20 protein-coding genes are annotated in these 23,027 nt (G+C 68.4%); 10 read left to right on the top strand and 10 right to left on the bottom strand.

The window, feature by feature from the left end; genetic code table 11:
• Positions 1-198: 198 nt before the first annotated feature.
• The 3 genes from uvrD to ACYJSS_RS24140 all read left to right on the top strand — a co-directional run bounded on the left by uvrD (position 199) and on the right by ACYJSS_RS24140 (position 5,353).
• Positions 199-2,382, top strand: coding sequence for a DNA helicase II (gene uvrD / locus ACYJSS_RS24150; RefSeq protein WP_111259181.1), 2,184 nt, complete (start codon positions 199-201; stop codon positions 2,380-2,382).
• Positions 2,383-2,491: 109 nt separating this feature from the next.
• On the top strand, positions 2,492-4,279 hold the full coding sequence (locus tag ACYJSS_RS24145; RefSeq protein WP_111259182.1) for a hypothetical protein: 1,788 nt from the start codon (positions 2,492-2,494) through the stop codon (positions 4,277-4,279).
• 228 nt (positions 4,280-4,507) lie between these two features.
• On the top strand, positions 4,508-5,353 hold the full coding sequence (locus ACYJSS_RS24140) for a Tim44 domain-containing protein (protein ID WP_111259183.1): 846 nt from the start codon (positions 4,508-4,510) through the stop codon (positions 5,351-5,353).
• Between the two features lie 561 nt (positions 5,354-5,914).
• Here the strand turns inward: ACYJSS_RS24140 and ACYJSS_RS24135 are convergent.
• A complete protein-coding gene (locus ACYJSS_RS24135) occupies positions 5,915-6,373 on the bottom strand; it encodes a GNAT family N-acetyltransferase (protein WP_111259184.1) in 459 nt (152 codons plus the stop codon).
• 136 nt (positions 6,374-6,509) lie between these two features.
• On the opposite strand from ACYJSS_RS24135, the gene ACYJSS_RS24130 reads away from it, so the two are divergent.
• Complete coding sequence (locus tag ACYJSS_RS24130; protein ID WP_111259185.1) at positions 6,510-6,917, top strand: SMI1/KNR4 family protein; 408 nt, start codon at positions 6,510-6,512, stop codon at positions 6,915-6,917.
• A 12-nt stretch (positions 6,918-6,929) separates the two neighbouring features.
• Here ACYJSS_RS24130 and ACYJSS_RS24125 read toward each other — a convergent pair whose 3' ends face one another.
• Complete coding sequence (locus ACYJSS_RS24125) at positions 6,930-8,693, bottom strand: cation:proton antiporter (protein ID WP_111259186.1); 1,764 nt, start codon at positions 8,691-8,693, stop codon at positions 6,930-6,932.
• 180 nt (positions 8,694-8,873) lie between these two features.
• Positions 8,874-9,539 carry a GntR family transcriptional regulator gene (locus ACYJSS_RS24120; RefSeq protein ID WP_111259187.1) on the bottom strand — a complete coding sequence of 222 codons (666 nt, stop codon included), beginning with the start codon at positions 9,537-9,539 and terminating at the stop codon, positions 8,874-8,876.
• Between the two features lie 282 nt (positions 9,540-9,821).
• On the opposite strand from ACYJSS_RS24120, the gene ACYJSS_RS24115 reads away from it, so the two are divergent.
• The 4 genes from ACYJSS_RS24115 (at position 9,822) to ybaL (ending at position 15,236) form a co-directional block, all read left to right on the top strand.
• Positions 9,822-11,213 carry an aspartate aminotransferase family protein gene (locus ACYJSS_RS24115; RefSeq protein ID WP_111259188.1) on the top strand — a complete coding sequence of 464 codons (1,392 nt, stop codon included), beginning with the start codon at positions 9,822-9,824 and terminating at the stop codon, positions 11,211-11,213.
• 14 nt (positions 11,214-11,227) lie between these two features.
• Positions 11,228-12,595, top strand: coding sequence for a glutamine synthetase family protein (locus ACYJSS_RS24110; protein ID WP_111259189.1), 1,368 nt, complete (start codon positions 11,228-11,230; stop codon positions 12,593-12,595).
• A gap of 268 nt (positions 12,596-12,863) precedes the next feature.
• Positions 12,864-13,367 (top strand): acyl-CoA thioesterase, encoded by a 504-nt coding sequence (locus ACYJSS_RS24105; RefSeq protein ID WP_111259190.1) that lies wholly within the window; start codon positions 12,864-12,866, stop codon positions 13,365-13,367.
• A 177-nt stretch (positions 13,368-13,544) separates the two neighbouring features.
• Positions 13,545-15,236 carry a YbaL family putative K(+) efflux transporter gene (gene ybaL / locus ACYJSS_RS24100; RefSeq protein ID WP_236205115.1) on the top strand — a complete coding sequence of 564 codons (1,692 nt, stop codon included), beginning with the start codon at positions 13,545-13,547 and terminating at the stop codon, positions 15,234-15,236.
• A 15-nt stretch (positions 15,237-15,251) separates the two neighbouring features.
• On the opposite strand, the gene ACYJSS_RS24095 is transcribed toward ybaL, so the two are convergent.
• From ACYJSS_RS24095 to pdxY, 4 genes are all read right to left on the bottom strand, one after another.
• The gene (locus ACYJSS_RS24095) at positions 15,252-15,755 is read right to left on the bottom strand and encodes a copper chaperone PCu(A)C (RefSeq protein ID WP_111259192.1); all 504 of its coding nucleotides are present in this window, start codon (positions 15,753-15,755) and stop codon (positions 15,252-15,254) included.
• A gap of 67 nt (positions 15,756-15,822) precedes the next feature.
• A complete protein-coding gene (locus tag ACYJSS_RS24090) occupies positions 15,823-17,202 on the bottom strand; it encodes a PepSY-associated TM helix domain-containing protein (protein ID WP_236205114.1) in 1,380 nt (459 codons plus the stop codon).
• Positions 17,203-17,324: 122 nt separating this feature from the next.
• Positions 17,325-17,708, bottom strand: a complete 384-nt coding sequence (locus tag ACYJSS_RS24085) for a DUF2946 domain-containing protein (RefSeq protein WP_236205113.1) — start codon at positions 17,706-17,708, stop codon at positions 17,325-17,327.
• A gap of 117 nt (positions 17,709-17,825) precedes the next feature.
• A complete protein-coding gene (gene pdxY, locus ACYJSS_RS24080; RefSeq protein WP_111259195.1) occupies positions 17,826-18,695 on the bottom strand; it encodes a pyridoxal kinase PdxY in 870 nt (289 codons plus the stop codon).
• Positions 18,696-18,800: 105 nt separating this feature from the next.
• On the opposite strand from pdxY, the gene ACYJSS_RS24075 reads away from it, so the two are divergent.
• Positions 18,801-20,339, top strand: a complete 1,539-nt coding sequence (locus tag ACYJSS_RS24075; protein ID WP_236205112.1) for a sensor domain-containing diguanylate cyclase — start codon at positions 18,801-18,803, stop codon at positions 20,337-20,339.
• 47 nt (positions 20,340-20,386) lie between these two features.
• Positions 20,387-20,791, top strand: a complete 405-nt coding sequence (locus tag ACYJSS_RS24070) for a DUF3301 domain-containing protein (protein WP_236205111.1) — start codon at positions 20,387-20,389, stop codon at positions 20,789-20,791.
• Between the two features lie 44 nt (positions 20,792-20,835).
• Here ACYJSS_RS24070 and ACYJSS_RS24065 read toward each other — a convergent pair whose 3' ends face one another.
• The 3 genes from ACYJSS_RS24065 to ACYJSS_RS24055 all read right to left on the bottom strand — a co-directional run bounded on the left by ACYJSS_RS24065 (position 20,836) and on the right by ACYJSS_RS24055 (position 22,932).
• Complete coding sequence (locus ACYJSS_RS24065) at positions 20,836-21,201, bottom strand: DUF7079 family protein (protein WP_111259197.1); 366 nt, start codon at positions 21,199-21,201, stop codon at positions 20,836-20,838.
• Positions 21,198-22,073 carry an alpha/beta fold hydrolase gene (locus ACYJSS_RS24060; RefSeq protein ID WP_236205110.1) on the bottom strand — a complete coding sequence of 292 codons (876 nt, stop codon included), beginning with the start codon at positions 22,071-22,073 and terminating at the stop codon, positions 21,198-21,200. Before ACYJSS_RS24060 ends, ACYJSS_RS24065 begins: the two co-directional genes overlap by 4 nt.
• 67 nt (positions 22,074-22,140) lie before the next feature.
• Positions 22,141-22,932, bottom strand: coding sequence for an alpha/beta fold hydrolase (locus ACYJSS_RS24055; protein WP_111259199.1), 792 nt, complete (start codon positions 22,930-22,932; stop codon positions 22,141-22,143).
• Positions 22,933-23,027 lie beyond the last annotated feature (95 nt).

Genomic DNA, 23,027 nt, shown 5'->3' with positions numbered 1-23,027 from the left:
GGCGATTTTCTTGTAATGGTTGCCTAGGCGTCGGCGGAGCTTACCCGAGCGGAACGTGCCGCCAAAGCTTTATGTGCCCGGTTTTGACAGCGCGCCGCCTAACTTTCGGCGGGCCTTTTGGATGCAGCGCCCGCACCGTCTGGCTGACCATCCGGTCATCGGTTTGCCCTCGCCTGGGCCGGTCAATAGAATGCCGCGATGCATGACGATCTCTCTCTCCTCCTGAACTCCCTGAACGACGCTCAACGCCAGGCCGTAGCGGCCTCGCTGGGGCGTCAACTGGTCCTCGCCGGTGCCGGCTCGGGCAAGACCCGCGTGCTGGTTCACCGCATCGCCTGGCTGATCCAGGTGGAGCAGGCCTCGCCGCACTCGATCCTGTCGGTGACCTTCACCAACAAGGCCGCCGCCGAGATGCGCCACCGCATCGAGCAGCTCCTGGGCATCAACCCGGCGGGCATGTGGGTCGGCACCTTCCACGGCCTGGCCCACCGCCTGCTGCGCGCGCACTGGCAGGAGGCCGGCCTGGCCGAGAACTTCCAGATCCTCGACAGCGACGACCAGCAGCGCCTGGTCAAGCGGGTGATCCGCGAGCTGGGCCTGGACGAGCAGCGCTGGCCGGCGCGCCAGGCGCAGTGGTTCATCAACGGGCAGAAGGACGAAGGCCTGCGCCCGCAGCACATCCAGGCCGGGGGCGACCTGTTCCTCGGCACCATGCTGAAGATCTACGAAGCCTACGAGGCCGCCTGTGCGCGCACCGGGGTCATCGACTTCTCCGAGCTGCTGCTGCGCGCCCTCGACCTGTGGCGCGACAAGCCCGGCCTGCTGGCCCACTACCAGCGGCGCTTCCGCCATATCCTGGTGGACGAGTTCCAGGACACCAACGCCGTGCAGTACGCCTGGCTGCGCCTGCTCGCCCAGGGCGGCGACAGCCTCATGGTGGTGGGTGACGACGACCAGTCGATCTACGGCTGGCGCGGCGCGCGCATCGAGAACATCCAGCAGTTCTCCAGCGACTTCGCCGACGCCGAGACCATCCGCCTGGAGCAGAACTACCGCTCCACCGCCGGCATCCTCAAGGCCGCCAACGCCCTGATCGCCAACAACCAGGGGCGCCTGGGCAAGGAGCTGTGGACCGACGGCGAGGACGGCGAGCCGCTGGGCCTGTACGCCGCCTTCAACGAGCACGACGAAGCCCGCTACGTGGTGGAAAGCATCGAGAGCGCCCTGAAGGACGGCATGGCGCGTAGCGAGATCGCCATCCTCTACCGCTCCAACGCCCAGTCGCGGGTGCTGGAAGAGGCGCTGCTGCGGGAGAAGATCCCCTACCGCATCTATGGCGGCCAGCGCTTCTTCGAGCGCGCCGAGATCAAGAACGCCATGGCCTACCTGCGCCTGCTCGACGGCCGTGGCAACGACGCCGCCCTGGAGCGGGTGATCAACGTCCCCGCCCGCGGCATCGGCGAGAAGACGGTGGAAAGCATCCGCGAATTCGCCCGCGGCCAGGACGTCTCCATGTGGGAGGCGATCCGCCTGCTGGTGGCCAACAAGGGCCTGCCGGGCCGCGCGTCCGGCGCCCTGGCGGTGTTCATCGAGCTGATCGAGAACCTCGCCGCCAAGGTCATGGAGATGCCCCTGCACCTGATGACCCAGACCGTCATCGAGCAGACCGGGCTGATCACCTACCACAAGGAAGAGAAGGGCGAGAAAGGCCAGGCCCGGGTGGAGAACCTGGAGGAACTGGTCAGCGCTGCCCGTGCGTTCGAGAACGGCGAGGACGACGTCGAACTCACCCCGCTGCAGGCCTTCCTCAGCCATGCCTCGCTGGAAGCCGGCGACACCCAGGCCGACGCCTTCGAGGACAGCGTGCAACTGATGACCCTGCACAGCGCCAAGGGCCTGGAGTTCCCCCTGGTGTTCCTGGTGGGCATGGAAGAAGGCCTGTTCCCGCACAAGATGAGCCTGGAGGAATCCGGCCGCCTGGAAGAGGAGCGCCGTCTGGCCTACGTCGGCGTCACCCGCGCGATGCAACGCCTGGTGCTGACCTACGCGGAAACCCGCCGCCTCTATGGCAGCGAGACCTACAACAAGGTCTCGCGCTTCGTCCGCGAGATCCCCCCGCAACTGATCCGCGAAGTGCGCCTGGGCAACAGCATCAGCCGCCCGGTGGCCGGCGGTGCGCGCAGCGGCGGCTCGATGTTCTCCGGCGCGGAGATCCCGCAGACCGACTTCAACCTCGGCCAGCGCGTGCAGCACGCACTGTTCGGCGAAGGCACCATCCTCAACTTCGAGGGCTCCGGCGCCCAGGCGCGGGTGCAGGTGAAGTTCGAAAGCGAAGGCAGCAAGTGGCTGATGCTCGCCTACGCCAAGCTCCAGGCCCTCTGACCGCCCCCGGGCCCCGCCGCCCTGGCGGAGCCCGGCACAACACCTACTTGGCAGTTATCCACAGCCACGGCAGGATGGCCGCTCCCCTCCTTCCTGCGGAAACACGGACGTGCGCCTTCCCCTGCTGCTGCTCAGCCTGATCATCGCCACCAGCATCGAGGCCGCCCCCGGCTTCGAGGTGAAGCGCGAAACCGACAGCTACCGCGACTGGAACACCGGACAGCGCCGCGAGCGCACCGAAACCTCCCTGCGCCTGGACGGCGGCACCCTGTCGATGAAGGCGCTCGCACAGCTGCTGGCGACCGACGGCAAGCCCATCTACCCGACCCTCTGGGACGCCCGCGTGAGCGGCCCCGACCAGGCGCTGATCCTCTTCAACCGTGGCAGCGGCCAGGACTTCGAGCTGGCCCGCCTGTACCGCAAGAACGGCGGCAAGCCGCAGGCCGAGGTGTTGCTGCGCGACCTGCCTTACAACTGGTTCAACGACGCCCGCCGCAAAGGCTGGGTGAGCGTGGGCGGCGCGGACCGCCTGTACCTGGTGCAACTGCAGCCGCTGCGCATCGTCGATGCAGGCCCCGGCGCGCTGCTGGATGTGCGTGGCGAGCTGGCCGTGCTCGCCGACCCGGGCTGGAACAAGCGCCCGCCGGCCTTCCGCGCGGTGGACATGCAGCGTGGCCGCGAGGTCGCCCGCCTGGAGCTGGACCCCGCCTGCTTCGTGCTGCCCGACTTCGAGTTCAGCCACCCGCTCATCTATTCCGGGCTGGGTGCCTCCACTCCCGAGCGCCTGCGCTTCCAGGACGGCCCCGCCTGGCTCGAGCGCAACCTGGAACTGGTCACCGGCCCCGCACCGGCCCTGCGCCTGCGCGCGGCCCAGCAACTGCCGCGCCCCGACCCGGTGCGCTGGGGCGTGACCTTGCGCGAGGTGGACGCCGGCCCGCAGCCCCGCACGCCGCAGACCCTCGACTACGCCTCCAGCCCCGAGCCCGACGACTTCGTCGACACCCTCGACCTGGTCCCCGCGCAGTGCCAGGCCATCAACCCCAATCCACCCCTGCACGCCGACCGGGCGCCCTACCCCAGCAGCCATGTGCCAACCGACGACCTGTGCCTGGGCGAGCCGCTGCCCGGCGTGCCCGCCACCCTGCGCAAGGAGCGCTGCGTCCTGCCGGCACGCACCCGCGTGCTGGCCGGGAGTCCGCGCTGGTCGCTGGAGGAAGTGCGCTATGCGTATCGCCCAGGCGGCAAGGGCGCGGCCATCGAGCAGACGATCTACCAGCTGCGCGAAGGCCAGGCGGTGAACCGCTACGTCGCCAGCAGCATGGGTTATGGCGAGGCCCTGGCGATCCGCGAAGTGCTGGCCACCGGCCAAGGCGAGGCGCTGTTGAAGACCCGCGGCGACGGCGCCTACGAACTGCTGCGCGCCTCGACCGAGGCCGACGGCAGGCTGCGCCTGGAGTACCTGGACATGCTGCCCTACCCCGCCAGCCCCTTCGATTCCAGCCGCCCAGGCTGGGTCTACCTGCGCAAGCCGGGCCTGCTGGTGCGCCTGGCTCCCTTCGCCCATGAGCAGGCCGGCGAGAACCTGCTGGATATCCGCAGCGACACCCTGCTGTACGCCTATGGCGACAGCGAGAAAGACCGCCTGACCCTCGGCCAGCGAGCCTTCGGCAGCGACTACGCCGACGACTCGTCGCTGCCGGGCCTGGTACTGAGCGCCAGATGCCGGCAGGAGGACGACCCCTATTGGGAATTCACCCTGCCACCGGTCAACGCGACGCTGGAGCAATCCGCCGCCTGGTTCGCCCGCAACTTCGACTACCAGCCCGGCGCCAAGGGTGCCATCCGATTGCGCACCGACCACCAGCTGCGCGCCCGCCCGGGCTGCGCCGCACGGTAGATCGATCCGGGTTCACCGTGGGAGCGGCTCCGGCCGCAAGAAGCCCGCCGCCTCGCTGCCGGCTCCGCGTAGCCGGCAGCTCCATCGCGAATGAATTCGCTCCTACGGGTAGCCGAGCTTGCGCCTGAAGCGCAGCCGTAAAAAATCCCGATACATTCTGCCGCTAGCCATCGCAGGCACGACTGGGCAGCATGGCGCGCGTGGACCCCTAACCAAGAGATGCCTCTGATGCGCCGATTCCTCAGTATCGCCCTGGCCCTTTGCGTCGGCCTGACGCTCAGCCTGGATGCCAACGCCAAGCGTATGGGCGGTGGCAAGACCTTCGGCTCCGCGCCGACCCACCAGACCCGCCAGGCGCAGCCCAACACCCCTGCCGCCACCCCGACCGCACCCGGTCGCCAGCCCGCTGCCGCCAGCGGTGCCTCGCGCTGGCTCGGCCCGCTGGCCGGCCTCGCCGCCGGTGGCCTGCTCGCCTCCATGTTCATGGGCGACGGCTTCCAGGGCATGCAGATCTTCGACTTCCTGATCATCGCCCTGATCGCCTTCGTCATCTTCCGCTTCATCGCCGCCCGCAAGCGCCAGCAGCAGGGCCATCAGCCCGCCATGGCCGGCGGCCCGTTCCAGCGCGAAATGCCGCAGCAGCAGGCGCCGATCTTCGGTGGCAGCGCCGCGCCGGCAGCGGTGGCACAGCGCGCGTTCAACGCGCCGAGCTGGTTCAACGAAGAGCGTTTCATCGAAGCCGGCCGGGAGCACTTCATGTCCCTGCAGCAGCACTGGGACGCGGCCGAGATGGACAAGATCGCCGAGTTCGTCACCCCGCAGATGCTCAGCTTCCTGAAGGAAGAGCGCGCCAGCCTGGGCGACGGCTTCCAGTCCACCTACATCGACAACCTGCAGGTGCAACTGGACGGCATCGACGAGCTGGCCGACAAGACCGTCGCCACCCTGACCTTCAACGGCGTGTCGAAGACCTCGCGCTTCGACCAGGGTGAAGTGTTCAGCGAAAGCTGGCGCATGGAGCGTGCCAACGGCGACGACCAACCCTGGCTGGTGGCGGGCATCCGCCAGAACTGATCAGCGTTCGCGCAATGAAGAAACCCCGGGCATGCCCGGGGTTTTCTTTTGTGTGTTCGACCAGCCGCTGGGCTGATCGACATGTAGGGTGGATGGCACTCTTTTCATCCACCAGGCGATGCCACAGGAAACACCCTGCATGGGCCACAGCAGGGACCGCTACGCGGTCCTTGGCGAATGAATTGGCTCTGTCTGCGTTGAGTGTTGCTAGAGGATTTGAGTCCAGCTGATTGCCGAGCTCTGGTGATGTTTCTGGTTTCGCCCCCCGGGCGAGTCCCTTTTCCAATCGCTGGAACGCCAGCCCGGTGAAAAGGAACCAAAAAACTTGCCCCATCATCCGGCCCCGGCTTCGCCGGGGTTCCCTCACTCCATCGGTGCGCACAGGCTTTCGTAGGATGGGTCGGGCGGCGTTCCGCGAGCGAAGCGAAACCCATGCGGTGAAGGTGGCACAAACCCTCAAGCGCCCGGAAAGTACCGTGCTTGAGCGCCTGCATTAAAAACACAACAGCTAACGCCGACAGAGCCAATGAATTCGCCCCTACAGGGTAATAGCCACCGGCGTCAGACCGCCGCCTTGCGCATACCGATATGGGGGATGTCGTCCTCCAGGTAGACCTCGGTCACCGGCACGAAGCCGTAGCGCCCGTAGTACTTCTGCAGGTGCGCCTGGGCCGAGAGGTACACCGGCAGCCCCGGCCAGCGCCGCTGGCAGTCTTCCAGGGCGCGCTCCATGAGCTGGTGGCCCAGGCCGGTGCCGCGCGCCGCCTCGGCGATCACCACGCGGCCGATCACCACCTCGCCCTGGTTGCGCTGCGGGTCCAGCAGGCGCAGGTAGGCCACCAGCGCATCGCCGTCGCGGGCCATGAGGTGGCAGCTGTCGCCTACCAGGTCCAGGCCGTCCACTTCCAGGTAGGGGCACTTCTGCTCGACGACGAACACCTGGGTGCGCAGGGCGAGGATGTCGTAGAGCGCCTGCTTGTCGAGGTCGCTGTGGTGGCTGCAGGTCCAGGTGATCGGCATGGGGGCTCCGTCGTGGTCGGGGGAAGGGGGCAGTATGCAATGCACCACCACCGGACGAGTGGTCCGCTCGCGGTTTTTTTCTTCCGGGCGCCAGCTACTGTATAAAGCGCATCCCAATGCACGAGGACCTGTCGCCGTGGAAGAAGTCATCGAACAGCTGCGCGAACTCAACGAACCCGTACCGGTCCCGCTGGAGCTGCCGGACGACGAGCTGCTGGTGGAGATCGAGGAGCAGTTGCTGATCAACCTGCCCTTCGAGCTGCGCGAGTTCCTGCTCAAGGTCAGCGATGTGGTCTACGGCCGCCTGGAACCGGTGACCGCCACCGACCCGCAGTCCCACACCTACCTGCCGGAAGTGGCCTCGGTGGCCTGGGACCTGGGCGTGCCCCGCGACCTGGTACCGATCTGCCAGGACGGCCGCGACTACTACGTGGTCGACCTGGAGGGCGAAGTGCTGCTCTGGTCCGGCGAAGAGGGCGACATGACCGATGAGAGCTGGGACTCCGTCTGGCACTGGGCGCGCGACGTCTGGCTGGAGAGCTGAGCGCCCGCCCCCTCAGGGGTGGCCCTGGTCGCGACTCTGCTCCAGGGTCTCCAGCAAGGCGATCTGCATGCGCGAGTGCACGCGGATCAGCCAGCGCCACAGCAGCGCGATGACCCCGGCCGCCAGCAGCGCGATCAGCACCAGCAGCTCCAGGGTCGGCAGGATGCTCGCCGACAGCGCCATGAGCAGCAGCATGATCACCCCCAGCGACAGTGCCGGGATCACCTCGGCGATCACCTTGCGCACCCGCGCGGTGTGCCGCCCGGCCTTCTCCGGCGTCACGCCCATCTCCGCCAGCAGCATCGACAGTGCCTTGAGCTTGCGGTACGCGGCGATCAGGAAGGGCAGCGACAGCAGGAGCGCAGCGCCCCAGACCAGGCCCTTCTGCAGGTTCCGCTGCGCCACCCAGTCGCTCAGGTACTCGCCCAGGGCGCCGGCGAAATAGGCGCCGGAAAGGAAGATCGCCACCACCAGCGCGATGTTCACCCCCACCTGCAGGAGGATCTTGCGGATCATCCCCGCCAGCACGGCGCCCTGGCCCTGGGGCTGGATGCTGCGTAGCCAGTCGCCATAGAGGTTGAACACGCGCGCGATGCGCAAGGGCACCATGCCGGCGAGCGTCTGCGACAGCGGGTCGGCGGCGCGGATCAGGTAGGGGGTGAGCAGCGTGGTGATGGCCGAGACCGCCACTGCCACCGGGTAGAGGAAGTCGCTGGTGACCTGCAGGGTCATGCCCAGCGCGGCGATGATGAAGGAGAACTCGCCGATCTGCGAAAGGCCCATGCCGACGCGCAGCGAGGTGCGCCCGTCATTGCCGGCGATGAACGCGCCGATGCCGCAGGAGACCATCTTGCCCAGCACCACGGCGACGGTGATGACCGCGATGGGCCAGGCGTAATCGAGCAGGATGCCCGGGTCGATCATCAGGCCGATGGCGACGAAGAAGATGGCGCTGAACATGTCGCGCACCGGCTCCACCAGGCGCTCGATCTGCGCCAGCTGGCGCGACTCGGCGATGATCGCGCCGATCAGGAAGGCGCCCAGCACCATGCTGTATTCCAGCTTCACCACCAGCAGGCAGAAGCCGAAGCACAGCCCCAGCACCGTCACCAGCAGCATCTCGTTGCTCTCGAACTTCGCCACGTAGGCCAGCAGGCGCGGCACCAGCAGGATGCCGATGACCAGCGCGACGACCATGAACAGGCTGAGCTTGCCCACCGTGGCGAACACCTGGCCGGTCTCCACCGAGCCGGACAGGGCGATGCCCGAAAGCAGCGCGATGATGCCGATGCCGAGGATGTCTTCGACTATCAGCACGCCGAAGATCAGCTGGGCGAAGCGCTCGTTCTTCATCTTCAGGTCGCTGAGCGCCTTGATGATGATGGTGGTCGAGGAAATGGCCAGGATCGCGCCGAGGAACAGCGAATCCATGGTGCTCCAACCGAAGAAGCTGCCGATCTCGTAGCCGATCCAGATCATCAGCACGATTTCCAGGAAGGCGGCGATGAAGGCCGTGGCGCCCACCTTGAACAGCTTGCGCAGGCTGAACTCCAGGCCCAGACAGAACATCAGGAAGACCACCCCGAGCTCGGCGAGGATCTTGATCGTCTCTTCTTCGTGGATCAGCGCGAAGGGCGGGGTATGCGGGCCGATGAGGAAGCCGGCGATGATGTAGCCCAGCACCACCGGTTGCTTGAAACGGTGGCAGAGGATGGTGACCAGGCCGGCCACCAGCATGATCACCGCCATGTCCTGGATGAAACTGATGGCATGCATGGCGCACCGGCTCCTTCTGGCTCATCAGTGCGCAGGACGGAGGCCGCGCCCGGGGTTGCTCGCTTGGCTCCTGGGAGCCCCTGTATGAAATAGGGAAGTTCCTAGTCAGAACTTTCGGCAGAGTAACACCGGGCACCGCACCGTCATTTTCGGCGAAACAAACCGAAACAGCTTTGCTGGTCAGCTGCCGTTCTTCGCCTGGGCAGTCTCCAGCTCCAGCAGGTTCATGAGGAAATTGCCGAAGTAGGTCATGTCCTGCTCGATCGCCGCCCGCGCGCCCTTGGCATCGCCGGCGAGCAACGCCTCGAAGGCGTCCTCGTGGAAATCGTTGAGGCGCAGGGACAGGTCGGCCTCGGTGAACAGCTGGTTGAAGAAGGGGCCGACCTGCAGCCACAGCGACTCGATCATGCGCAGCAGCGTGGGGTTGGCGCAGGCGCGGTAGAGGGTCATGTGGAACAGGCTGTTGTCGTCCAGGTAGCCCTGCACGTCGCGCCGTTCCAGGGCCCGCTCCATGTTCTCGACGCAGCGCCTCAGCTGCTCGATGTCCTGCGCGGTGAGCCGCGGCGTGGCGGTCTCCACGGCCAGTCCCTCCAGGGACAGGCGCACCAGGAAGATCTGCTGGAAGCGTTCGCGGGTCATGATCGGCACCCGCAGCGAGCGCTGCGGCTCGCCTTCCAGGGCGCCCTCGGCCACCAGGCGCTGCAACGCCGCACGGACCGGCATCGGGCTGGTGCCCCACTCGGCGGCGAGGTCGCGGATCTTGAGGCGCTCGCCGGGCTGGAAACGCCCCGCCAGCAAGCCTTCACGCAGTCGTAGGTAAAGCTGTTCCTGCAGGTTGTCGGCCATGGGTCACTCCTGAATGGCCGGTGGTGCCGGCAGTTGGGCAAGGGTCAGGCTGCAGTTGCGCATGCTGGTGGATCTCCTGGATGGACGGATGGCCAGGCCTATGGATAACTGCCCGGGCGCACTGCAAGCGCAGCGACCGCCTGGGGACAAGATCGACAGGCCTGCCGATAGTGTGATCACAAAATCAGTTCGATCATAGGCTTTTGCCATGAACAGTCCAGCTATTGACATATCTGTGATCACAAAACAGGATGTGCGGAAATTCGAACGAGGTGTTCAAACATGACCGCCAGTGGCATTGCAGAATCCGCCGTTGAAACCTTCGCCGCCGCCGAGCGTGCCCGTTTCATCGCCCACAACCCCAAATCCCTGGCGCTCGCCGAGCGTGCCCGCCACTCGCTGTTCGGCGGCGTGCCCATGCACTGGATGAGCGACTGGTCGACGCCCTGCCCGCTCTTCGTCGAGCGCGCACAGGGCGCGCGCTTCCATGACGTCGACGGCCACGAATACGTGGACTTCTGCCTGGGCGACACCGGCAGCATGTTCGGCCACTCCCCCGAGCCCATCGCCCGTGCCATCGCCGAGCAGGGCGCGCGCGGGCTCACCACCATGCTCCCGGGCGAGGACGCCGTGGTCGCCGGCGAACTGCTGGCCGAGCGCTTCGGCCTGCCCTACTGGCAGGTGGCGACCACCGCCACCGACGCCAACCGCTTCGTCATCCGCTGGGTGCGCGCCATCACCGGGCGTAACGTGCTGCTGGTGTTCGACGGCTGCTACCACGGCACCGTCGACGACGTCATGGTGCGCCACCGCGATGGCCGCACCGTGCACCGCAGCGGCCTGATCGGCCAGGCGCGCAACCTGGCCAAGACCAGCCGCGCCGTGCCCTTCAACGACCTCGACGCGCTGGAACAGGCCCTGGCGCAGAACGACGTCGCCGCCGTGCTCTGCGAACCGGCGATGACCAACATCGGCATGGTCCTGCCCGATGCCGGGTACCTGGAGAAGCTCCGCGAGCTGACCCGCCGCCACGGCACCCTGCTGATCATCGACGAGACCCACACCATCTCCACCGGCCCCGGCGGCTGCACCCGCGCCTGGAACCTGCAGCCGGACTTCATCACCCTCGGCAAGCCCATCGCCGGCGGTGTGCCCTGCTCCGTCTACGGCTGCACCGCCGAGATGGCCCAGGCCATGAAGCTGGCCCGCAAGCACGCCAGCGAACAGTCCGGCGGCCACGGCCACAGCGGCATGGGCACCACCCTCTCGGCCAACGCCCTGGCCATGCACTGCATGCGCGCCAACCTGGAACAGGTGATGACCCCGGCCGCCTATGACCACATGCTGCCCCTGGCGGCGCGCCTGGCCGAAGGCTTCCGTGGACTTATCCACAAGCACGGCCTGGCCTGGTCGGTGACCGAGCTAGGCGCCCGCTGCGAGTTCCAGTTCTGCGCCACCTCGCCGCGCACCGGTGCCGAGGCCGAGGCCGCCTTCCACGACAGCCTGCAGATGGCCCTGCACCTCTACCTGATCAACCGGGGCATCCTCATCACCCCGTTCCACAACATGACCCTGTGCTGCCCGGCCACCACCGAGGCCGACGTCGACCGCCTGATCACCACCCTCGACCAGGCCCTGGCCGAGCTCCTGGCCATCCCCGGCGCCCGACTCTGAACGCGAGAACCCCCATGCGATTCGCCGACCCCCAGGAAGCCCGTGACTTCCTCGCACGCCACCCCGAGGTCCGCAGCATCGAACTGATGCTGTTCGACGCCAACGGCATCCCGCGCGGCAAGCTGCTGCACCGCGACGAGCTGCTGGCCATCTACGAGAACGGTCGCCCGCTGCCCAGCTCCATCCTCTCGCTGACCATCCAGGGCGAGGATGTGGAAGCCAGTGGCCTGGTCTGGGAAGTGGCCGACGCCGACTGCTGGACCTACCCGGTGCCCGGCTCCCTGGCCCTGCAAACCTGGCGCAGCAGCCCCACCGCCCAGGTGCAGGTCAGCATGCACCCGACCCAGGGCCTGCCGGCCACGCCCGGCGACCCGCGCCATGTACTGGCCCGCGCCATCGACCGGCTCAAGGCCGACGGCTACCACCCGGTGATGGCGGTGGAACTGGAGTTCTACCTGCTGGACAAGGCCCGTGACGCCGGCGGCCGCCCGCAGCCGGCGCTGCAGGCCAATGGCGTACGCCCGCAGGCGCCGCAGGTCTACGGCGTGTACGAACTGGAGCAGCTGCAGCCCTTCCTCGACGACCTCTACGCCGCCTGCGAGGCCCAGGGCCTGCCGCTGCGCACCGCCATCTCCGAGTACGCCCCCGGCCAACTGGAACTGACCCTGGAACACCGCTTCGACGCACTCCAGGCCATCGACGAGGGCGTGCGCTACAAGCGCCTGGTCAAGGGCGTGGCCAACAGGCACGGCCTGGTGGCCTGCTTCATGGCCAAGCCCTTCGGCGACCTGGCCGGCAGCGGCATGCACCTGCACGTCAGCCTGGCCGACGAGGCGGGCAACAACCTGATGGCCAGCGAGGACCCGCACGGCACCCCGCTGCTGCGCCACGCCATCGGCGGGATGATGGCGACCCTCGACGACGCCCTGGCGATCTTCTGCCCCAACGCCAACTCCTACCGGCGCTTCCAGGCCAACAGCTACGCGCCGCTGGCCAAGAGCTGGGGGGTGAACAACCGCACCGTGTCCTTCCGCGTGCCCGGTGGCCCGGCCCAGAGCCGCCACGTCGAGCACCGCATCTGCGGCGCCGACGCCAACCCCTACCTGGCCGCTGCCGCGCTGCTGGCGGGCATCCATAAAGGCATCCGCGAGCAGATCGACCCGGGCGAGGCCATCACCGGCAACGGTTACGAACAGGCCCGCGAAACCCTGGCCACCGACTGGCTCACCGCCCTGCGCACCCTGGAGCGCTCGGCCTGGGCGAAGGAGGCGCTCGGCGAAGACTTCCTCGACATCTTCCTCGCCATCAAATGGGAGGAGTTCCGCCAGTTCGTCAGCGAGGTGGGCGAGCAGGACTGGCGCTGGTACCTGACCCACGCCTGATACATGGGGTTGTGGACAAGTTGCTTATCCACAGCCCCACCAGCCGCAAACCGCAACTCGTAGGACGGGTAGAGCGGAGCGAAACCCATCAATTCCGAGTACCGGCATGGCTTCGGCGTCGGGCGGGCAGCATGGGTTTCGCGGGGCTCTACCCATCCTACGGGGCGGAGTGCGGCCAGGTGTTTATCCACAGGCGCTGTCCCTGTGCTCCGTCTCTGTCTCGCTGCGTCTACAGTTTCACTTCCCAGCCCCGAGACAGAGCCCCTCCATGGAACCCGGCAACGCGCAACTGACGATGACCGTCCTCATGACCCCGGACATGGCCAACTTCTCCGGCAACGTCCACGGCGGCACCCTGCTCAAGTACCTCGACGAGGTCGCCTACGCCTGCGCCAGCCGCTATGCCGGGCGCTACGTGGTGACCCTCTCGGTGGACCAGGTGGTGTTCCGCGAGCCGGTGCACGTGGGCGAGCTGGTGACCTTCCTCGCCTCGGTGAACTACACCGGCACCACGTCCATGGAGATCGGCATCAAGGTGGTGACCGAGAACATCCGCGAGCGCTCGGTGCGCCACACCAACAGCTGCTTCTTCACCATGGTGGCGCTGGACGACGACCGCAAGGCGGCCCCGGTACCGCCCCGCCAGCCGGAGACCGCCGAGGAGAAGCGCCGTTTCGTCCAGGGCCAGCAACGCCGGCAGATCCGCCAGGAGATGGAGCGCCGCTACCGCGAGCTGCGCGAGAACGGCAGCGAGAGCACCGCTACATCCTGAAAAATAATCTGACGGACTTTTCATACAATCACCGTCAGCCAACGGCTAACCTGACGCACGCGGCGGCAGCCGCGTTCGCCACGGGCCAGGCCCCGTGAACCACCTTCGAACCACTCCCCGCAGCGCCGCGAGCCGCCGTTGCGGCCGGGTCGTTCCCTGCGTGCAAGGAGCCGCCGCATGCCCCACCACACACCGCTGATCGCCACCCTCTCCGCCGGCCTGGTGCTGGCCTTCCTGCTCGGCAGCCTGGCCAACCGCCTGCGCATCTCGCCGCTGGTGGGCTACCTGCTGGCCGGCGTACTGGCCGGCCCCTTCACCCCGGGCTTCGTCGCCGACCAGGCACTGTCCCAGGAGATCGCCGAGCTGGGGGTGATCCTGCTGATGTTCGGCGTCGGCCTGCACTTCTCCCTCAAGGACCTGATGTCGGTGAAGAACATCGCCATCCCCGGTGCCGTGGTGCAGATCGCCGTCGCCACCCTGCTGGGCATGGGCCTGGCCTGGGGCCTCGGCTGGCCCCTGGGCGGCGGGCTGGTGTTCGGCCTGGCGCTGTCGGTGGCCAGCACCGTGGTGCTGCTGCGGGCCCTGGAGGAGCGCCAGCTGCTGGACACCCAGCGCGGCCGCATCGCCGTGGGCTGGCTGATCGTCGAGGACCTGGTGATGGTGCTGACCCTGGTGCTGCTGCCGGCGCTCTCCGGCATGCTCGGCGGCAAGGCCCATGGCGGTGGCGAACTCAGTCTCGGCGTCGAGCTGCTGCTGACCCTGGGCAAGGTCACCGCTTTCGTGGTGCTGATGCTGGTGGTGGGCCGCCGCCTGATCCCCTGGGTGCTGGCCAAGGTCGCCGGCACCGGCTCGCGGGAGCTGTTCACCCTCGCCGTGCTGGCCATCGCCATGGGCATCGCCTACGGCTCGGCGATCCTCTTCGACGTGTCCTTCGCCCTGGGCGCCTTCTTCGCCGGCATGGTGCTCAACGAGTCGGAGCTGAGCCACGACGCCGCCGAGAAGACCCTGCCCCTGCGCGACGCCTTCGCGGTGCTGTTCTTCGTCTCGGTGGGCATGCTCTTCGACCCGCTGATCCTGATCCGCGAGCCGCTGCCGGTGCTGGCCACCTTCCTGGTGATCGTGCTCGGCAAGTCGGTGGCGGCCTATGTGATCGTGCGCGCCTTCGGCCACCCCAAGAGCACCGCCCTGACCATCTCCGCCAGCCTGGCGCAGATCGGCGAGTTCAGCTTCATCCTCATCGGCCTCGGGCTGGACCTGGAGCTGATGCCGCAGACCGGCCGCGACCTGCTGCTGGCCGGCGCCATCCTGTCGATCCTGGTCAACCCGCTGCTGTTCATCGCCATCGGCCGCTGGCAGGCGCGCCAGGACCGCAAGGCGGCGGAGCTGCCGCCGGAGCAGGCACCGGTCGAGGACGTACCGCCCGCCATCGAGGAACACGACCACGCCATCCTCATCGGCTACGGCCGCGTCGGCCGCAAGATCGCCCTGCGCCTGCGCGAGGCCGGCACGCCACTGGTGGTGATCGAGGACAGCCGCGCGGGGCTGGATGAGCTGCGCGAGTCGGGCATCAGCGCGGTGCTGGGCAACGCGGCGCGACCCGAGGTGCTGGAACTGGCGCAGCTGGCGCGGGCGCGCTGGCTGCTGCTGGCGATCCCCAATGGTTTCGAGGCCGGGCAGATCGCCCAGCAGGCCCGTGCGGTGAACCCGCGACTGACCATCATCGCCCGTGCCCACTTCGACGCCGAGGTGGAGCACCTGGAGCAGAACGGCGCGGACCTGGTGATCATGGGCGAGCGCGAGATCGCCCGCGCCATGATCGATCGCGTCGCCGCCGACCAGGCCACGCCGGACGCACCGGTCGCGGCCTGACGGCGGCGCGGGCCGTCACTCGGCGTGCTGGTGGGCGCCGTGGTCCATGTGCTGCATCTGCCCGTCGGCCTTGGCGGGCGCGTCCTTCTGCACGGCGATCTCCACCTGCAGGTCGCCGGCCTTCTCGAAGTGCAGGGTCAGCGGGAAACGCTCGCCGTCCTTCAGCGGCTGCTTCAGGCCGAACAGCATCAGGTGGTAGCCGCCCTGCTCCAGGCGCACCTCGCCACCGGCGGGGATGACCAGGCCGCCCTGCACCTGCTGCATCTTCATCATGCCGTTGACGTGGGCGTGCTCGTGGACCTCGGCCTTGGCCGCGCGCGGGGTGTCGGCGCCCAGCAGGCGGTCCGGCGTGTCGCCACCGTTGTGCACCACCAGGTAGGCCGCGCCGTTGGGCGAGACCGGCGGCACCTCCAGGGCCCAGGGATGCTCGATGTGCAGCTTGCCCAGTTCGTATTCGTGGGCCTGGGCGAAGGGGACGAAGCCCAGCAGGGCGATCAGGGTCAGCAGTGTCTTGTGCATGTTCAACTCCATCGATAAGCAGATTGGGCGCCCGCCACGCGAACGCCCGTGAAGAATCGTGACGGGATCAGCCCGCCATCACCCGGTCGCCGCCGAAGCGCGACAGCACCAGCCGGTCCAGGGCCCAGACCAGCACCAGGGACAGGCCCACCAGGGGGAAGGCCACTCCCAGCACCAGCATGACCACCACCGCGCCACGCCACAGGGGCAGGCCATGGGGCAGCGGCGGCACGCCGAGGCGGCCACTGGGCCGGCGCTTCCACCAGAGCACCAGGCCGCTGATCGCGCTGAGCAGGATCATCAGGCACACGGCGAACATCAGCAGCTGGTTGGCCAGGCCAAAGAAGCGGCCCTCGTGCAGCATCACCCCCATCTCCACGCTCTTGGCCACAGCGCCATAGTCTTTCCAGCGCACATCGGCCAGCACCTTGCCGCTGTAGCGGTCCAGGTGCAAGGTCGCGTCCTGGCGCGGATCGTCGGCGAACACGGCGATGCTGAACACGCCCGTGGGCGTGGTCGGCAGGGTGATCCCGTAGCCGGGCACCACGCCGCGCTCGCGGGCGGTGTCGACCACCCGCTGCAGCGGGATGCTCGGGGCTTCGCCGGCCTGTGCCCCGTCTTGCCCGGCGTGGCCACGGTGGGCGGCATGGGCATCCGATTCGGGCAACGGCGTGTTCTCCACCGCCCAGGGCACGGTCTGGTCACTGGCGCTGTTGAGGCTGCGCGCCAGCTCGCCGGACTTCGGCACCTCGTTCCACATGGCGGCGGGGAAGCGGTTCCACACATCGGCGAAGCTCGCCCCCCAGAAACCGGTCCAGGTCATGCCGGTGAGCAGCATGAACAGCAGCAGCAGGCTGCCCCAGAAGCCGGTGACGCCGTGCAGGTCGCGCCAGAACAGGCGCCCGCGCGCGGACAGGCGCGGCCACAGCACGCCGGCGCCGGAACGCCCTCGCGGCCACCAGAGGTACAGCCCCGACACCACCAGGACGATGCCCCAGCCGGCTGCCAGCTCGATCAGCCGGTCGCCGACCGTGCCGATCATCAGCTCGCCGTGCAGGGCGCGGGTGGCCGCCTGCAGGTTCCAGAAGGCGTCCTGGGTGCCCAGCACCTTGCCGCTGTAGGGGTCGAGGAACAGGTTCAGGTCGCGGCCGCCGTCGGCGATGACGAACTGGGCGCTGTGCCCGGCATCCACCGGCGGCAGGTACTGGCTGACGCTGGCCTGTGGATAAGCCTCGCGCACCCGCTGCAGCTGGGCGTCGGCGTCCAGCGCGTGGTGGCCCGGCTGCACCCGCAGCAGGTCGGCGTACATCAGCGCGTCGAGCTGCGGCTTGAACAGGTAGATGCTGCCGGTGACCGACAACAGGATCATGAAGGGGATGACGAAGAGGCCGGCATAGAAATGCCAGCGCCAGGCCAGGTTGTAGAACGAGACTGCAGGTTTGCTCATGGTCGTGCTCGCCTAGAAAGCGCCTCTCTGGGTTCGCGCGCAGCGACGTGGCTGGCGCGGCGGAGGCTTGTCGCCAGCCGACTCGCCCAAAGCAGGCGGGGAAGGATGGCGCGGTACGTGGATCAGGCGAGGGCGACGGGCGGCGCGCGGGAGCGTGAGCCGGGGAAGACCGCCGAGCCGGCATGGCCGGCGTCGACCGGGGCCAGGCGAGGCGCCCTGGCGAGGTCCGCCAGGGCGGCGGCCACCAGCGGCGCGGAACTCAGCGCAGGGCAATTGAGCAGCAGGGTGCAGTAGCCGCACTTGGCCCAGGCCACCTCGTGGCCGGGCTGGCCCGGCGCCTTCGGTGCGGTGCCATGCTCGGCGGAACAGGCCAGCTCGCCCATCCAGGCCGGTACGCCCTGGTGATCCATGGCTCGGGCCTGGGACAGCAACGGACCGGCGAACACCAGCAGCATGGCCAGAAGGCCAAGCCAGGCGCCGCCAAGGGTTGTCGTGTGTCGAGCCACTGCTGCATCCCGGAATCGAGGGGGTGAAGAGCGGGCGCCATGCTAGCCGCACGTCGCCACGGGTTGAAGCATAGCGGCTGAGTCAGATGGCCGCAGCGGGCGGCGGCAATTTCCCCCTCAGCCCAGGCGCCGGGCCTCGAACCTCACCCGGGGGTGGGCGATGCGGTCCTGGGCGCGCACCAGTTCCAGCTCGTAGCTGCCGCATGCCTGGGTCTCCAACAGCACCTCGTGCACCGCGGCGGCGCTGAATTCGAAGGCGCCGCGCGTGTCGTCACCCAGCAGCAGGCGCGCCAGGAACACCCCGGAGGTGAGGTCGCCCACGCCCACCGGCTGGCGCGGGAAGGCCAGCAGCGGGCGGCGCAGGTGCCAGGTGCCCTCGGCGCTGGCCAGCAGCATCTCGAAGTCCTCGGCGGCGCGGCCCGGGTAGTCCAGGTGCTTGACCAGGATCGCCTTCGGCCCGCGTGCAAGCAGCGCCCGGGCCATGCCCACGCAATCCTCCAGCGAGGTGGGGCGGCGGCCGGCGAAGCTGTTCAGCTCCAGCTGGTTGGGGCACAGCAGGTCGGCCACGGCGGCGGCTTCCTCGAGGAGGAAGCTGCTGACCTCAGGCGCCACGATGCAGCCTTTCTCCGGGTGGCCCATCACCGGGTCGCAAAGATACAGGGCACGGGGGTTGGCCCGCTTGATGCGCGCCACCACCTCGAGGATCTCGCGCCCCTGGGCCGCGCTGCCGAGGTAGCCCGAGAGCACCGCGTCGCAATTGCCCAGTTCGCCGATGGCGGCGATGCCCTCCACCAGCGTCGGCACCTGGTTCGGCGGCAGCACCTCGCCCGTCCATTGCCCGTACTGGGTGTGGTTGGAGAACTGCACGGTGTTCAGCGGCCAGACATTGACCCCGAGACGCTCGACGGGAAACACCGCCGCGCGGTTGCCGGCGTGGCCGAAGACCACATGGGACTGGATGCTGAGGAGATGGGGCGTTCGCGACATTGGGTGAACCCTGGGCTCGACGGGTGGGAGGACGGGCCTGGCTTACGGCGACAGGCTCACTACCATGATGGCAAGATTCTCCCATCCTCCGCCGCCAGAGCCACCATGGAATCCCTGTATTTTTCGCCGATGCTGCTGGGTCTCAACCTGATGCTCGGCAGCGCCGTCGCCTGCACCGGCCTGTGGTACTTCTCGCGGCCCTACCGAGGCCCGGGCCTGTGGATGGCCGGCGCCTGGCTGCTGATCCTCGGCATCCTCGCCTTCTTCGTCTTCGTCGCCACCGGCAACCGCCCGCTGAACGTGCTCGGCAACGCCACGCAGCTGGCGGGCGAGGCGGTGCTGATGCTCGGGGTGTTCCGCTTCCTCGGCCGCCCGCTGCCCTGGTGGACGGTGCCCGCCAGCGCCGGGCTGATGGCCGCCGCCAACAGCTGGCACTGGTGGGTGGCGCCGCTGAACAGCGAATTGCTCATCGCCATCTACGCCGGCATCGGCGGGCTACTGCCGCTGCAGGCCGCCAGCGCCCTGTTGCGCCACCCGCGCGATGCGGAGCTGCGCGTCGTCTGCCGTTGCGTCGGCATCGTCCTGCTCGGCTACGCCTTGGTCACCCTGCTGCGCGGCGCCATCGCCGTGCACGACTGGCTCAATGCCGTCGAGCACGCCGACGTGACCCGCTCCATGGCCTACCTGCTGCCCTACAACTTCGGCATCCCGCTCTGGGTCATCGCGCTGCTCGGCCTGGCGCTGATGACCATGCGCCGCATCCTCCTCGACAGCCAGCGCAACGCCCGCCACGCCGAGGCCAGCGCGCAGCGTTTCGAACGGCTGATGGGGGTGACCAGCGCCGGCGTCCTGGTGCTGCAGGACGGGCGCATCCTCGACAGCAACCCGACGCTCGAGGCGCTCTTCGACCAGCCGCGCGAAGCACTGCAGCGGCAGGCGCCCGAGCAGTTGTTCGTCGAGGCCGAGCGGGCGCGCATCGGCCAGTTGCTCGCCCGTGGGGACGGCGCCCCCGCCGACGCGCTCGCGCTGCGCCGTGATGGCTCGACCTTCCCGGCCGAGCTGGCGGTCACCAACCTGGACGGCAGCGGCCAGCAGCTCATGGAGGTGCGCGACGTCAGCCACCGCAAGGCCCTGGAGGAGCAGTTGCGCCTGCAGGCCACCACCGATCCGCTGACCGGCGCCCTCAACCGCCGCGCCTTCCAGGCCCGCGCCGAGCAGGAGCTGCAACGCGCGCGGCGCCAGGAGCAGCCCCTGTGCCTGGCGATGCTCGACCTCGACCATTTCAAGCGCATCAACGACACCCACGGCCACGCCGCCGGCGACCTGGTGCTTTGCGCGTTCAGCCAGTTGTGCCAGCGCGAGGCACGCAGCACCGACCTGTTCGCGCGCTTCGGCGGCGAGGAGTTCGTCTTCCTGCTGCCCGACACGACCCTCAAGGCCGCCCGCGCCTTCCTCGATCGCCTGCGCGAAGCGGTCGAGCACCTGCGCATCGACGCCAACGGCACCGCCCTGAGCGTCAGCGTCAGCATCGGCCTGGCCGGCAGCCCGCCGAACGGCGATCTCCTGCGCTTGCAGGCGGCCGCCGACGCGGCCCTCTACCGCGCCAAGCAATACGGTCGCAACCGTGTCGAACTGGCCCGCTGAAATCGCCAAGGATGGGTTAAGCTTCTGAGCATTCCAGGGGAGTGATCATGATCAGTCTGGGCGATGTCTTCCTGTTCCTGCTCTTCGCCGCCGGTGCCGCCTGGCTCTGGCGCGGCCACGGCATTCGCGAGCGCGCACTGGCGCTGGTGAAGCAATACTGCACGCGTTTCGACGTGGAGCTGCTCGACGGCAACGTCGCCCTGCAGCGCCTCGCCATCGTCCGCGACGCCAGGGGCCATCGGCGCCTGGCGCGGATCTACGGTTTCGAATTCACCGTCACCGGCGAGCAACGCCTCACGGGGACCATCCAGATGTTCGGCAACCACGGTGGCCGCATCGAGCTGGACGCCCACCCCTTCCAGCCGCCCGCCGCCTCGGAAGGCAACGTCATCCAGATCAGCGACTGGCGGCGCAGCCACCCGCGCCCGGATGAACAACGCCACGTCGAATGACGCTGCGGTTTTCCACAGCGCGTGCTTGTGGATAAACCTCGCGATCAGGCGCCTTCGACCAGCCTGTGGATAACCTGCTGCCACTGCTCGCGGTTGGTGTAGGTCATCGGCCAGCGCAGTAGCCGGCAGCGCCAGCGGAACCAGCGGCTGGCACGTCGCGCCCGGTTAACCCGGCAATGCTCGAAGAGCCATTCGGGATCGAAGCCGATCCACTCCCCCGCCACGCTCCAGGCGTTCAACCAGACCACCGGTGCCACCTCGTAGAGGTAGATGGCCTCCAGCTCGGCCGGGGGCAGGGCGCTGGCGCGCAGCGTGTCGGCGATCACGCGCAGGTCGGCCTCATCCCGTTGCGTGTCCAGCCACAGCCCGGACAGCGCCAGCCAGACCCGCTCCCGCGCCGCGTCGCTCATCGCTGCAGGAGGAAATCGGCCGCGCGCTCGGCGGCGGCGTCGGGAAACTCCTGCATGAAGCAGTGCCCGCCCTCCACCACCTGGGCGCCGACGTGGGGGTTGAGGGCGCTGATCCGCGCCACCGAGCGGGCGACGAAGGGATAGCTCGCCTGGCCATGGAAGATCCGCGTCGGCGTGACGATGCGTGTCAGCGATGGCCACAGGCGCTTGGGGCAGGAGCTGAAAATCTCCGCCTCGCGACTGGGTCGGCATTTCAGCTCGACACCGCCGTCCACCTCCTTCAGCGCGTGCTCCACGTAGGCGCCCAGGGCCGTGTCCGTCCAGCCCTTGAAGATGCCGCGCCCGTGCAGCGCGGCGAAGGCGGCCGGGCGATCGGTCCAGTGGTTGCGCCGGGCTCGGGCGCGCTTGGCCATGGTGGTGCGGCGATGCAGGCCGAGCACCTCGGAGAAGGCCATGACCCCGATCATCGCCGGGGTGAAGAGCACCGGGTCGAGCAGCACCGCGCGCTGGAACAGCCCGGGGTGGCGCGCCAGCACCAGGCTGGTGAGCACGCCGCCGAAGCTGTGGCCGAGGGCGAAGCGGGGGGCATCGCCGAAGATGCCGCGCCCGGCCTCGAAGGCTTCCACCGCCAGTTCGGCATTGCGGTTCCAGCCGAGGAAACGCCCGCCGTGGTCGCTGTCGCCATGCCCCTGCACATCGCACAGCCAGAGGTCGAAGTCCTCGCTCAGGGCTTCCAGCAGCGGCGTGTAGGCACGACCGCAGAAACCATTGCCGTGGAGGAAATGCAGCAGCGGCTTGCCGCTGGGCTGGCTGTGCCAGCCGCGCAGGGTGAAGCCGGCGGAACTCGGGTGGGACCAGGCGGACAGCAGCATCGCAACGCGCTCGAAGGAAAGAACGCGCAGTTTATCCGCCGGGCCGCCTCCGGCGCAGCCGTTGCCTTCAGATGGCCGCGTGTTCGCGGACGAAGGCGTCCAGCAGGCGGTTCAGTGCCTCGGGCTGGTCCAGCGGCGTGGCGTGGCCGGAGTCGGCGATCACCTCCAGGCGTGCGTTGCGCAACTGGGCGACGTAGGCCGCCTTGGCGGCCACCGGGGTGTAGTCGCGGTCACCGCTGATCACCAGCAGCGGAGTGTTCGCCCGGCGGGCCCCGGGCAACGCCGACCAACCCGGGATGGCGCCCATCGCGTGCAGGTAGGAGCGCCGGTCGTTGCCGGCGATGCGCGCCATCACCTGCTGGCGCAGCGCCGCCTGCTCCGGCTTGGGGAACAGCTTGCCGGCCAGCAGCCGCGCCATCCCCGCCGGGCCGAACAACCGCACCAGGGCGAAGCGCAGCAGCACCTGCCAACGCACCTGCCAGCTGTCCAGGGGGAAGCACGGCGAGCTGTTGATGACCGCCGCCGCGCGCACCAGGTGCGGGTGCTCGGCAAGCAGCTGGAAGGTGATCATGCCGCCCATGGAGATGCCCACCAGGATGCAGGGCTCCAGGTCCATGGCGACGATGAACTCGGCCACGTCGGCCGCCAGCTCGGCCATGCTCACCGGTGCCCGCAGCGGCTCGCTGGCGCCGTGGCCGCGCAGGTCCAGGGCGTAGACGCGAAAGTGCCGCGACAGCGCCTCGACCTGGGGCTGCCAGTCCTCCAGGGACGACCCCAGGCCATGCACCAGCAGCACGGCGGCCCCTTCTCCCTGGCGGATATAGTTGAAACGCCCGCCCGACAAGTTGATCTGTTCCATGGTCGAGTTAATTCCCTTTCGAATAATCATCGGCCAATAAAAAGGCGCCGTTCCTTATTAAACGGACCGATGAAAAGTTGGTTGATCGGATAACT

It is taken from the genome of Pseudomonas sp. No.21, from assembly GCF_054558415.1.
This window is presented reverse-complemented; position numbering and strand designations above follow the sequence as displayed.